General features: G+C 64.9%; 10 protein-coding genes and 1 pseudogene. All 11 read left to right on the top strand.

Annotated features, from left to right (window positions below; translation table 11 throughout):
• Positions 1-228: 228 nt before the first annotated feature.
• Positions 229-2627: pseudogene (locus BJI69_RS22805) on the top strand (response regulator); the annotation flags it as partial.
• On the top strand, positions 2620-4359 hold the full coding sequence (locus BJI69_RS01735; RefSeq protein ID WP_046968470.1) for a chemotaxis protein CheB: 1740 nt from the start codon (positions 2620-2622) through the stop codon (positions 4357-4359). The pseudogene BJI69_RS22805 and the gene BJI69_RS01735, both read left to right, overlap by 8 nt.
• Positions 4356-4826, top strand: a complete 471-nt coding sequence (locus BJI69_RS01730; RefSeq protein ID WP_046968471.1) for a chemotaxis protein CheW — start codon at positions 4356-4358, stop codon at positions 4824-4826. Before BJI69_RS01735 ends, BJI69_RS01730 begins: the two co-directional genes overlap by 4 nt.
• 232 nt (positions 4827-5058) lie before the next feature.
• A complete protein-coding gene (gene hemP / locus BJI69_RS01725) occupies positions 5059-5256 on the top strand; it encodes a hemin uptake protein HemP (protein WP_046968472.1) in 198 nt (65 codons plus the stop codon).
• Positions 5257-5387: 131 nt separating this feature from the next.
• A complete protein-coding gene (locus tag BJI69_RS01720) occupies positions 5388-5951 on the top strand; it encodes a hypothetical protein (RefSeq protein ID WP_052767269.1) in 564 nt (187 codons plus the stop codon).
• Between the two features lie 156 nt (positions 5952-6107).
• Positions 6108-7382: an efflux RND transporter periplasmic adaptor subunit gene (locus BJI69_RS01715; protein WP_046968473.1), complete on the top strand. Its 1275-nt coding sequence runs from the start codon at positions 6108-6110 to the stop codon at positions 7380-7382.
• 35 nt (positions 7383-7417) lie between these two features.
• Positions 7418-8128 (top strand): ABC transporter ATP-binding protein, encoded by a 711-nt coding sequence (locus BJI69_RS01710; RefSeq protein ID WP_046968474.1) that lies wholly within the window; start codon positions 7418-7420, stop codon positions 8126-8128.
• A 29-nt stretch (positions 8129-8157) separates the two neighbouring features.
• Positions 8158-9465, top strand: a complete 1308-nt coding sequence (locus tag BJI69_RS01705) for an ABC transporter permease (RefSeq protein ID WP_046968475.1) — start codon at positions 8158-8160, stop codon at positions 9463-9465.
• Between the two features lie 10 nt (positions 9466-9475).
• A complete protein-coding gene (locus tag BJI69_RS01700; protein WP_342016350.1) occupies positions 9476-10696 on the top strand; it encodes an ABC transporter permease in 1221 nt (406 codons plus the stop codon).
• A 21-nt stretch (positions 10697-10717) separates the two neighbouring features.
• Positions 10718-12037 (top strand): ABC transporter permease, encoded by a 1320-nt coding sequence (locus BJI69_RS01695; RefSeq protein ID WP_046979643.1) that lies wholly within the window; start codon positions 10718-10720, stop codon positions 12035-12037.
• Position 12038: 1 nt separating this feature from the next.
• A complete protein-coding gene (locus tag BJI69_RS01690; protein ID WP_071924853.1) occupies positions 12039-13262 on the top strand; it encodes an ABC transporter permease in 1224 nt (407 codons plus the stop codon).
• Positions 13263-13309: the final 47 nt, after the last annotated feature.

Raw genomic sequence — 13309 nt, 5'->3', positions numbered from 1 at the left:
GTCGAGGCGTCTTCGGACGTCGAGGTGCCGTCGGAAGTCGACGTGTCGCCGGAAGTCGTGGCTGCCTCGGATGTCGGGGAGCCGTTGCTTGTCGCGGCATCGTTGGACGAGCCGGCAAACGACGCCATCGTCATCGAAGATCAGTCGCACGAAGCGCTTGCCGTGCCGGTCCACACGCCGGTCGACGAGCCCGTCGTAGCCATGATCCCCGAACTCTCGCCATACGCGGATATCGATCCCGACCTGCTCGAGGTCTTCGTCGAGGAAGGTCGCGAGATTCTCGATCACGCCGATGGTGCCCTCGCGGCATGGCGTACCGAACCGCAGATGGCCGAGCACGTGACCGCCCTCCAGCGCGACCTGCATACGCTCAAGGGCAGCGCGCGCATGGCTGGCCTGGCCGTCGTGGGCGATCTCGCTCACGCGATGGAAGCCTTGCTCGATGCGGTGGCCGGGGGCAGCGCGAGAGCGATCGCCCCGCCATCGAAGCGACCGAGGTCGGCTTCGACCGTCTGCACGGCATGATCCAGAGCATTGCCCTGGGCCGTGCCATTGCACTCAACGACGCCGATATCGAGCCGTTCGCGCGTCTTGCCGGTGCGCCGATCGCACCGGATACGCTCACGGCCGAAAGCTATCGCGAAGAGCGCGAGGCCGCGATCATCACCGTCGACCCGACGCCGATGCCTGGCTTCGACTCGCTGGCCGAGGCCGAGACGATTCCGGTCCTCGACCACGACCTGCCGGAGCTGTTGCCGGAGTTCGAGGAAGAGGAACTCCAGCGCTCGTCGCAGGAACAGATCCGCGTTCGCGCCGACATGCTCGACACGCTGGTGAACCATGCCGGTGAAGTGTCGATCTACCGCTCGCGCCTGGAACAGCAGACGGCCAGCTTCCGTTCGACGCTCACCGAGCACGAACAGACGGTCAGCCGCCTGCGCAGCCAGCTGCGTATGCTCGAAATCGAAACCGAAGCGCAGATCATCGCGCGTTACCACCAGGAACACCGCGAAACGGGTGCGACGAACTTCGATCCGCTCGAGCTCGATCGCTTCTCGCAGCTGCAGCAGTACTCGCGAGCACTGGCCGAGTCGGTATCCGATCTCGTGTCGCTGCAGACGATCCTCGATGAGCTGACCCGCCAGTCCGAAAACCTCCTGCTCCAGCAGCAGCGAGTCAATGCGGAACTGCAGGAAGGTCTCATGCAGACGCGCATGTTGCCGTTCGACGCGATGGTGCCCAACCTGCGCCGCACGCTGCGCCAGGCGGCCGGCGATGTCGGCAAGCGGGCCCAGCTGGTGGTGGAAGGCGCCAACGGCGAAATGGATCGCAACATGCTCGACCGCATCAAGGCGCCGTTCGAGCACATGCTGCGCAACGCGGTTGCCCACGGCATCGAGGCACCGGACACCCGCGAGGCGACGGGCAAGAACCCGGAAGGCACCGTACGTATCCAGGTGTCGCGTGAAGCGACCGAGGTCGTGGTTCGCCTCTCCGACGACGGTGCCGGCATGGACCGCGACGTGATTCGCGCCAAGGCGATCGAGCGCGGCCTGCTGCGTCCGGACGCGCGCGTCTCCGACGACCAGATCTTCCAGCTTACCCAGGTACCGGGCTTCTCCACGGCGGAGAAGGTCACCCAGGTGGCGGGGCGCGGCGTCGGCATGGACGTCGTCGCGAACGAGATCAAGCAGCTCGGCGGTACGCTGGGTATCGAATCGCAGAAGGGCGTCGGCACGACGTTCGTGATGCGCCTGCCGTTCACCCTCGCGGTGACCCAGGCACTGATCGTGCGCATCGGCGAAACCAACTTCGCGATTCCGATGACCTCGGTGCACGGTGTGGCTCGCGTGGCTCCGAACGAGCTGGCGCATCGCATGGCCGAGGAAATCCCGAGCTTCGACTACCTCGGCGACGACTACACCATCCACGACCTGCCGCAGCTGCTGGGCGTGCACGTGGTCTCCTCGCCCGAGGAAGGCGACGTCCCACTGCTGCTCGCCCGTTCGGGCGACCTGCGTGCTGCGATCCGCGTCGATGCCGTGCTCGGCTCACGCGAAATCGTGGTCAAGCCGGTTGGTCCGCAGGTCAGCTCGGTACCGGGCATCCTCGGCGCGACGATCATGGGCGACGGTTCGGTGCTGATGATTCTCGATCTCGCACCGATGGTTCGCCACGGTGTGGCACGCCGTGCATTCGAGGCCGAGGCCGCCGTGCCTCACGCCCCGCGCGTGCAGGACGAGGTCCGCGTGAAGCCGCTGGTCATGGTGGTCGATGATTCGATCACCATGCGCAAGGTCACCGGTCGCGTGCTCGAGCGTCACGAGTTCGAAGTGATGACGGCAAAGGATGGCGTGGACGCTCTCGAGAAGCTCAACGAGCGGGTGCCCGACCTGATGTTGCTCGATATCGAAATGCCGCGCATGGACGGCTATGAACTGGCGACGCAGATGAAGGCGGACGAACGCCTGGCGGGTGTGCCGATCATCATGATCACCTCGCGCACGGGCGATAAGCATCGCCAGCGCGCGTTCGACATCGGTGTCGAGCGCTACATCGGCAAGCCTTACCAGGAGAACGACCTCATCGTGCAGATCAACGACGTGCTCGGAGTGACCCATGGCTGATCGCGAGCCGTCGGTCGCGTTGCTGTTCGACGACGCGGCGCTTGCCGCACACCTGCGCGACGCCCTCGTCGCGCAGGGCGCGCGGATCGTCTATGAGTCGGACCTGCGGGCCTTCGCCCCGGCCGAACTGGTTGGCGCCTCGGCGGATGTGGTCGTGGTCGATCTCGACGACCCCAGCGATGGCGATCTCGACCGTCTCTATGACACGGTCGAAGGCGGTCACCCGCGCCTCGTGTTCAACGATGCCGACGCCAGCCGCAACCTGGAAGGCTGGGATCGTGCCCGTTGGGCCCGGCATCTCGCCGCCAAGCTGGTCGGTACGAACCCCATGGATCCGCCTCGTCCGGAGGATGCGCGCGCCATCGAGCCGCGACTCGAGGCGATCGCCGGCGTGGCCGCACCTGCAGAAGAAACGTTCGACGAGCCGCTGGTGGACGATCTCGCCATCACCGGCAGCCATGGCTATGCCGAGACGCTGATGACGATGGCCGAGGATGTCGGTTTCGTTGCGCCAGAGGATGACGGCGACGCCATCGACAGCGCCGACGATCTGGCCGACTCCCTGGATTTCTCGGCGGCCCAGACCGACGTCGTGGAAGAGGGTGGGGAAGAGGGCGAGGGCAGCGATCCTGTCAGGCTCGCCGCCGAGCTCGAGGCCTTGCTGGCTGATAGCGATGCGAACTCGATCAATGGCTCCGACGGGCTGGAAGACATTCCTTCGTCGCCGCTTGAGCTGACCGAACTGGCTTCGCTCGATCTCTCGGGTTTCGAAGTGGTGGACGAGGCACCGCCTCCGGCCCCCGCCGTGGAACAGGAATTCGACGTCAGTCAGTTCAGTCTGTCCGCGGACGAGGATGTCGCGACAGCAGCTTCCCCGGAGAGCGTGCCTGCGCTCCAGATCGAATCGCGCGCCACGGAATACGTACCGCCGCCGGCCCCCGAATGGGATCTGGTGGATCACGACACGATCGTTCTCGACGTGCCTGCGCATGGCAGCCCGGCCGACTTCGGTATCGAAACCGTCAGCGCTGCCGAATACCTCGCGCAGGACGTGGTCGACGACGGCTCGTACGGCTTCGAGCCCGGGCTGTCGCTCGAGCTCGTGTCGCTGGAGGAAGCGGTCGCGCCGCGTACCGACGGCGACTTCTCGCACGAAATGTTCCTCGAGGGCAGCGCGCGTGCAGTGCGTCGCATCGTCGCGTTGGGTGGTTCGCGTGAAAGCGAAGCCGCCGTGACCGCCTTCGTCGCCGCCTTGCCCAAGCGCATGCCTGCGGTGATCCTGGTCGCGGTCCACCACGATCAGGACCCGAACGGTTTCGCCCAACGCCTTGGCCGCGCCCGCGTGGCCACGGATGGGTCGCACACCGCGCATGGCGAGATCCTCGTGGTGCCCCGTGGCGCGCATGTGCAGATCCGCCGCGACGGCAGCGTCACCGTACGTGAGGATGGCAGCACAGGTTCCGCGTCCGGCCCCTCGATCGATGGCATCTTCAGCACGCTCGCCGGCGGGTTCGGTACGGATGCGCTGGCGATTGTCTTCGCCGGTCGTGGCAACGATGCCGTGGCCGGTTCGCAGGCGGTGTACGACGCCGGCGGCCGTGTCTGGGTCGAGACGGTCGCACCCGAGGCCGAGGCTGGGCATATGGTGGCCGGGATTCGCGAGGAACGCGTGGCCGGTTTCGCCGGCGACGTTCACGCGCTGGCACAGAAACTGATCGAGGAATTCCCATGAGCGAGCCGTTACCGCGCGAAATCCGCTGCGTCCTGATTCCCAGTGGCGGCGTGCGCCTGCTGTTGCCGAACGCCGCGGTGGCCGAAGTGATCACGTTGGCCGGTGTCGAGCCGGTGGTCGACGCACCGGCGTGGCTGGTCGGGCGGATCGCTTGGCGTGGCTGGCGCATTCCGCTGGTGCGTTTCGATCACGTCGCTCCGCTACCCGAAGACGGTGTGAACCAGGCGCCTCGCGTGGCGGTGTTGAAGGGCGTGACGAATCATCCGGACATGCCTTATATCGCGGTCCTGACCCACGGTTTCCCCCGCCTGACAACGCTTAACGCGGAGCTCCTCCTGCCGACCCATGACGGCCACGACCTTCCGTTCGGCGTCCGCGCCCGTGTCCTCGTCCGCGACGACACGGCCGTGATCCCGGACCTGGAGGCGCTCGAGGCGACCCTGCTGGATATGCACGCCGACGCATGACGCCGGCCAGCGGTTCCTGTGGGAGCCGCTTCAGCGGCGATGCTCTTCAAAAACGCCCCGGCCAGCCCGGGGCTTTTTTATCGGTTCACTCGCGTTGCGAGTGCGTGTTTTTAGCGGCTCGCGCCGCCGCTTGCGTGGAGGTTCGTCGCGCAGAGCCTTCGGTGCCCACCCTCTTGACTCGTAAATGAGAATCGTTATCATCAAAGGCGAACCCAGACCCCGGAGCTGAGCCATGTTGATGAGATCGCTTCCCCTGACCGACAACGGCGGCCGTGACAAGGTCGTTGCGCTGCGGGCCGCCCCCGCCGTCGCCCGTCGTATCGAAAGCACGCGTCTGCTTGACGGCTCGCGGGAGCTCGTCATCGAGCACCAGGGCAATGAGTACCACCTGCGTCTTACGCGCAACGACAAGCTCATCCTTACCAAGTAAGGGCCTTAGTCAGTCGGCCTGTGCCCATAAGGTCTGCTCCGCTAGGTACATTCTCCCCGACGCCAAGCCACGCTGGCCCTCCCAGGCCGCCCAGCCAGGCATCCTTTTCCGGCAGTCACCCGGGAGACGCCATGTTCGGCTGGTTAGCTTCGTTCGGCATGCATTCGCGTGCCCGTTCCACCCCCACCACGCGCTGGCTGGCGGTGACGCCCCGCACCCTTGTCGAAGGCCTTGGTCAGCTCGGCGGCGTCTTGTATCTCGCGCCGGGTGCGAAAGGCTGTCCGTTTCAGGACAACGCGCCCTTCGGCTGCCTCGTCGAATCGGCGGATCTCGCGCCACTGCTGGCCACGCGCTACGTCGGCCTCACCTGCGCAATCACCGCGGAAGGTCCGCGCGAGTGGATCGATTGCGTGAGCGGGGAAGGCGAAGCGCTTGCCCGCATCTACCTGCTGCCCGACACCGATTACCTCGCTTGGGATGGCCTGTTCGTCGATGCGACATCGGTCGACGCACCGGCGCGGGAACGGCCCGATCGCGAGTGGTTGCGTGCATCGCGGGCCCGCGTGCTCTCCTTCACGCGCCGGCGCATGGTCGGTTTCACCGTGCTGGGCGCGCGCGATGTGCTGATCTCCTCGCTGGGCCGTGGCGTGGCGCGTGACATCGCGGTCTCGGAGTCGGTAGGTATCACGGTCTGAGCGACCGCCTGTCCGACCGGCGCAGTGTCCGGACACTTTGTCCGCGGACACGGCATGGAGACGCGAAAGGCATCCTAACTTGCTGTTTTAAAACAATGTAGCGGCTTGGCACGCGGTTTGCTCTCTTCCCTTCAAAGAAAATCCAGGGAAGCCAGCATGATCCGCGATACCTCCGCCACTGACCGCCTCGTCGAGGTCGGCTCCAACCGCAAACGCAAGCTGATCATCTACATCGGCGCTGGCGTTGCCGTGGTCGCCGCGCTCGCGTTCGTGCTGCCCCACGTCGCCACGATGTTCTCTGCGGACAGCTCGGTGAGTGCCTCGCGACTCAGTTTCGCCACGGTATCGCGCGGCCCCTTCGTTCGCGATATCGCCGCCGAAGGCAAGGTCGTGGCTGCCGTGAGCCCCACGCTCTACGCGACATCCGCCGGCGCCGTCGTGCTGACCGTGCACCCGGGCGACGTGGTCAAGAAAGACCAGGTGCTCGCCACCATCACCAGTCCCGACCTCGCCGCCAAACTCGCCCAGGAACGTTCGGCTGCCGACGCGGCGAAGGTGGAATTCCTGCGTGCGCAGATCGATGCGACGAAGAAGCGCTCCGAGCTGCAGAAGGCTTACGACAACGCGGTCATCGATCAGACCGCCGGCCAGCGTGACCTCAAGCGCTATGAAGGTGCCTTCGCGAAAGGCGCCGTGCCGGTCGCCGATGTCGACAAGGCCAAGTCCACGCTCGACAAGGCCGACGTCACGGTGAAGCACGCGCAGTCCGATCTCACCACCGACAACGGCAGCCTGACCTTCGACATCCAGGCCAAGAAGCTGGCCTATGACCGCCAGGTGCTGCTGGTGCAGGACCTCGAGCGCCAGGTCGAAGAGCTCAACGTGAAGTCGCCGGTCGACGGCCAGGTGGGCCAGGCGTTCATCGCCGAGCGTGCCACTGTCGCGAAGGACGCCCAGCTGCTCAGCGTCATCGACCTTTCCGCCCTGCAGGTGGAGATGAAGGTGCCCGAGAGCTTCGCTCGGGATCTCGCGATCGGCATGCCGGGCGAGATCAGCGGCAACGGCAAGGTCTGGAACGGCAAGGTCAGTGCGATCTCGCCCGAGGTGGTCAACGGTGAAGTCGCCGCCCGCCTGCGCTTCGACGGTGCCACGCCGAGCCAGCTGCGCCAGAGCCAGCGTCTCTCCGTTCGCGTGCTCCTCGACAAGCGCGACAACGTGCTCACGGTTCAGCGCGGCTCCTTTGTCGACGAAAGCGCTGGACGCTACGCCTACGTCGTCGCCGACGGCATGGCCGATCGTCGTGACATCCGCGTCGGGGCGAGCAGCATCGACAAGGTCGAAATCCTGAGCGGCCTGAAAGAGGGCGACAAGATCGTCATCTCCGGTGCCGACACCTTCGGTGACGCGAAACACGTCGCCATCAGCCGCTGATCCAACGTCATTCCCTTACCCACGAAGGAACCGCCATGCTCAAGATGACCCATCTCGCCAAGGTCTACCGCACGGAAGTCGTCGAGACCTACGCCTTGCGCGACTTCAACATCGACGTAAAGGAAGGCGAGTTCGTCGCCGTCACCGGCCCCTCGGGTTCGGGCAAGACCACCTTCCTGACGATCGCCGGTCTGCTCGAGACCTTCACCGGTGGCCAATACCACCTCGACGGCGTCGAAGTGAGTCAGCTCGACGACAACGCCCGTTCGCGCATCCGCAACGAGAAGATCGGCTTCATCTTCCAGGCCTTCAACCTGATTCCCGACCTCAACGTGTTCGACAACGTGGAAGTCCCGCTGCGCTATCGCGGCATGAAGGCCGCCGAACGCAAGCAGCGGATCATGGATGCCCTGGAGCGTGTCGGCCTCGCTTCGCGTGCCAAGCACTATCCGGCGGAACTCTCCGGCGGCCAGCAGCAGCGCGTCGCCATCGCCCGTGCACTGGCGGGTTCGCCGCGACTGCTTCTGGCGGATGAGCCGACCGGTAACCTCGACACGCAGATGGCCCGCGGCGTCATGGAACTGCTCGAAGAGATCCATCGCGAAGGCGCCACCATCGTCATGGTCACCCACGATCCCGAACTCGCCGCGCGCGCCCAGCGCAACGTGCACGTGATCGACGGCCAGGTGGTGGACCTGTCCGAAGAGCCGCGCTTCCACACGCAGCCGCACGCCGCCCTTTCCTGATCCGTCCGCCCAACGCTCCGGGGACTTCCATGTTCAGTTATTACCTCCAGCTCGGACTGCGCAGCCTGCGCCGCAACCCGGTTCTCACCGGGTTGATGGTGATGGCCATCGGCTTTGGTGTTGCCGCCTCGATGACGACGTACTCGGTATTCCGCGCGACGTCGCGGGATCCGATTCCGCAAAAGTCGAGCCAGCTGTTCAACACCCAGCTGGACAACTGGGGCCCGGACAAACTCGAAAAGGGCGAGCCGCCGCAAGCGCTCAGCTACAAGGATGCGACGGCGCTGCTGCGCGCTCATAAGGCGAAGCGCCAGACGATCACCTATCCGATCGGGGTCTCCGTGATTCCCGATAACGCGGGCCGCCTGCCGATACGAGAGGGTGCCTACGCTACCGGCGCGGACTTCTTCCCGATGTTCGACGTGCCGTTCCTGCAGGGCACGGGCTGGACGCTCGAGGACGATGAAAAGCATGCGAGTGTCGTGGTCATCGCCAAGTCGCTCAATGACAAGCTGTTCGATGGCGGGCAGAGCGTGGGCAAGCAGTTGAACCTCGACGGCCACCTGTACCGCATCACGGGTGTCATCGAGGACTGGGCGCCCCAGCCGTTGTTCTTCGACGTGCCCAATACGGGCGGCTTCGACGAAGGCGCCAAGGTGTACGTGCCGTTCAATCGCGCCGTGGACCTGAAATTGCCCAACGCCGGCAACAACAGCTGCGTCGCCGAGCCGGGCGAAGGCTGGGACAACTACCTGCGCTCTGAATGCATCTGGCTGTCGTTGTGGAGCGAGCTGCCCACCAAGGCGGAAGCCGACAGCTACCGTCAGTACATCGAAGGCTATGCCGCCGACCAGCAACGCGCAGGCCGCTTCAGCTGGGCACCGAATATCAAGGTGCGCGACGTGATGACCTGGCTGGACGTCCAGCACGTGGTACCGAAGGAGTCGCAGGTTTCCCTGATCGTGTCACTGGGCTTCCTGGTGATCTGCCTGGTCAATACGATCGGCCTGCTGCTCGCCAAGTTCATGCGCCGGGCTCCGGAGATCGGCGTGCGTCGTGCCCTCGGTGCATCGCGCAAGGACATCTACGCGCAGTTCCTGATCGAGGCAGGCACGATCGGTGTCGCCGGTGGCGTCCTTGGACTGATTCTCACGGGCGTGGGCATCCTCGGCGTCGGTCTGGTCTTCCCCGAGCCCGTCGCCCGTCTTGCCACCCTCGATCCGGTCTTGATCATGCTCACGCTGGTCGTCGCGATCGTCGCCTCGCTGATCGCCGCCTTCTACCCCACATGGCGCGCCGCCCAGGTCCAGCCGGCCTGGCAGCTGAAATCCAACTGAGGACATGATCATGCAGATCAAGCCCATTCTTTCCGCGTTGCGCCGGCACAAGTCAGGCACGATCCTCATCGCGCTGCAGATCGCGCTGACACTCGCCATCGTCTGCAATGCGCTGTTCATCGTGCACGAGCGCGTCGATAAGGTGAATCGCACGACCGGCCTGGACGAGACGAACCTCATCGCGGTGTCGAACGACTACGTCGGCGCTCCGGAAGATTTCACTCCTCTGATGAAGACCGACCTGCAGACGCTTCGGTCGCTTCCCGGTGTCGTCGACGCGTATGTCACCAACTCCTATCCGCTTCGCCAGGGTGGTTGGTCCACGGGTGTGCAGACCGATCCGGATTCGAAGGCGAAGGGTCAGTCCACCGCGCTCTACTTCGGTGACGAGCATGCCCTGAAGACGCTCGGTGTACGCCTGATCGCAGGGCGTAACTTCAATGCTGGTGAAACGGTGACCGTCGGGCGCCAACAACAGCCGGGCACCGCGCAGGTGATCGTCACCAAGGCCCTGGCGGACAAGGTATTCCCCGACGGCAACGCGCTGGGCAAAGTGATTTACCTGGCTAAAGGAAAGCCGTCGACGATCATCGGTATCGTCGAGAAGCTGACGACGCCCTGGATCCAGAATGACTTTGTCGAAGGCGACTACGTCACCATCATGCCGGTCATGTTCAACAGCAGCTTCCAGCAGTTCCTCGTGCGCACGCAGCCGGGACAGGAAGACGCGGTGTTCAAGGCCATCCCGCCCGCACTCTATGCGACGAACCGCATGCGTGTGCTTCCGGACAAGGTGGGTATCCGCAAGTTCGAGGAAGTGCGCCGGCGTGCGTATGACGCCGACCGCGGCATGGCCATCCTGATGAGCGTGGTCTGCGGTGTGCTCCTGGCGATCACGGCGGCCGGTATCGTCGGCCTGTCGAGCTTCTGGGTCGGCCAGCGTCGCAAGCAGATCGGTGTGCGCCGTGCACTCGGCGCTCGTCGCAGCGACATCCTGAGTTACTTCATGACCGAGAACTTCCTGATCGCCCTGGTCGGCGTCATCGTCGGCGTGATCCTCGCGGTCGGCCTCAGCCAGTGGATGTTCACGCACTTCGAAATGAAGCGTCTGTCGCTTACCTATGTCGCGATCGGTGTCGTTGCCTTGCTCGCCCTCGGCCAGGCGGCCGTGTTCGCGCCGGCTCTGCGTGCCTCGCGGGTGTCGCCTGTCGAGGCGACGCGCAGCGTCTGACGGCTCATCACGGAGAACGGAATGTTTGGTTATTACATGGAGCTCGCGCTTCGCAGCCTCAAGCGAAGCCGGGCACTGACGGCGCTGATGATCCTCGCCATCGCCCTGGGCATCGGCGCCTGCATGACGACGTTGACCGTGCTTCACGTGCTCTCGGGTGATCCGCTGCCTGGACGCAGCGCGTCGATCTTCTATCCGCAGATGGATCCGCGTGACATGAAGGACTATGCGTCGGACCAGGCGTCGCCGAGCCAGGACTTCCCGCGGCAGCTGACCTGGGCAGACGGCATGAACCTGCTGCACTCTCGCCGCGCCGACCATCAGGCCCTGATGGTCGGCGGCCAGGTAGCGATGCAGACGACCGATGCTCGGATGGATCCGTTCTATTCGTCCTCCCGCTACACCACCGCCGACTTCTTTCCGATGTTCGAGACACCCTTCCGCTATGGCAGGGCCTGGACGTCGGCAGACGACGATAGCCGTGCTCGCGTGGCGGTGATCGGCAGCGACCTCAATGACAAGCTCTTCCACGGCGAGGACAGCACGGGCCGCACGGTCCGCGCGGACGGGCACGACCTGCGCGTTATCGGCGTGCTCAAGCCCTGGCGCCCGGTGCCGCATTTCTTCGATCTGAACGTGGGAGCGTTCTCGGAACAGGACGACGTTTTCATTCCGTTGTCGACATCGCGCGACTTCCTGCTCAGTCGCGCCGGCGGCATTCAGTGCTGGGGCAAGGGCTCGGGCGACGAGAGCTCGCTGGAGACCTCCGAGTGCGCATGGTTGCAATTCTGGGTGGAGCTCGACACGCCGGCAAAGGTGGCGGCTTATCGCGATTTTCTCTCTCATTACGTCGCGGAGCAGAAGGCGATTGGCCGCTTCGAACGGCCGGCGCATACGCGGATGCTCGACCTGATGGGCTGGCTCGATCACGAAAAGGTCGTGCCGAGCGACGTGCGGCTGCAGGTGTGGCTGGCGCTCGCGTTCTTCCTGGTGTGCCTGATCAACACCGTGGGCCTTATGCTCGCGAAGTTCATGCGGCGCTCGGGCGAGGTCGGCGTGCGGCGCGCGCTGGGTGCCTCACGCATCAGCATCTTCAGCCAGCTATTGACCGAAGCGGGCATGGTCGGTCTCGTGGGTGGCGTTGCCGGCGTGTTGTTGTCCTGGCTCGGCCTGTGGATGGTTCGGTTGCAACCCGTGTCCTACGCGAAGCTGGCTCATCTTGACCTGACGATGCTGGGCGTGACCTTCGCGATGGCTATCGGCGCGACGGTTGCCGCCGGCGTGCTGCCGGCGTGGCGTGCCTGCCGTATCACTCCTGCGCTGCAACTGAAGAGCCAATGACATGCTGAAGGACATCGGTCCCATTCTCTCCGCCTTGCGCAAGCACCGGCTCACGGCCAGCCTGGTGGTCCTCGAAATCGCGCTCACCTGCGCCATCGTCTGTAATGCGGTGTTCCTCATCAGCGATCGCCTTTCGATCCTGGATACCCCCAGCGGCATCGACGAAGCGAACGTGGTGCATATCGTCACCTCCGACATCGGCAGGCATGGTGACGATCATGCGCGTGCCGAAGCCGACCTCGCCGCGCTACGCGCCATCCCGGGCGTGGCAGCCGCCACGATCACCAACAGCCTGCCGCTTGGCGACACCAGCTGGGGCAGTAGTCTCAACGTCACGCCGAACCAGGCATCCTCGACCGTGGACGTGAAGAATTTCTACGGCGAGGGCGTTGGCGAAACGCTGGGCACGCGCCTGGTGGCGGGGCGTTACTTTGAACCGGGCGAGTACGTCTGGTTGGACGATCTGGTCACGGGCAAGGCCAAGCCATCCCCCGTGATCGTGATCACCCAGGGTCTCGCGCGACATCTTTTCGGCGACGCGTCGGCGCTAGGGCGTTCGGTCTGGCTCGGCAGCAGCAATACCGAGATGCGCGTGATCGGCGTCGTGGATCACCTCGCCAGCGCTGGCGGCGTCGATCGCTCCGTGGTCGAGTTCTCCACGTGGCAGCCCTGGCGCGAGACGACGGCCACCAACGGCTCCTTCATCATTCGTAGCCAGCCTGGCCAGGCCGATCGGGTCCTTGCTCTCGCCGTCGAAAAGCTGAAGCAGATCGACCCGCGTCGGGTCATCGTCAAGAAGGAGAAATTCAAGGCGGTCCGCGACGAGCGCTTTGCCGGTGACCGCGCCATGGCCGGCCTGCTGGCGGCCGTGTGCGTCATCCTGCTCGTGGTGACCGCCTTGGGTATCGTCGGCCTGGCGAGTTTCTGGGTGGGGCAGCGACGGCGGCAGATCGGCGTTCGGCGTGCCCTTGGTGCCCGCCGCGTCGACATCTTGCGTTACTTCCAGACGGAGAACTTCCTGCTCGCCAGCATGGGTATCGTGCTCGGCATGGCGCTGGCCTACGGAGTCAACCTGTTCCTGATGAGGGAGTACGAACTTCCGCGGCTGCCCCTGTTCTATCTGCCCCTGGGAGCCGTGCTGCTCTGGCTGCTCGGCCAGATCGCCGTATTCGCACCGGCCATGCGCGCGGCTTCGGTTCCCCCTGTCGTGGCTACCCGTGGCTAGAATGGCCCTGGGAACGAATAAAGTGCCGATGGGGTTGCAACCCTTTC

This window comes from Luteibacter rhizovicinus DSM 16549 (genome assembly GCF_001887595.1).
Classification (GTDB): domain Bacteria; phylum Pseudomonadota; class Gammaproteobacteria; order Xanthomonadales; family Rhodanobacteraceae; genus Luteibacter; species Luteibacter rhizovicinus.
This window is presented reverse-complemented; position numbering and strand designations above follow the sequence as displayed.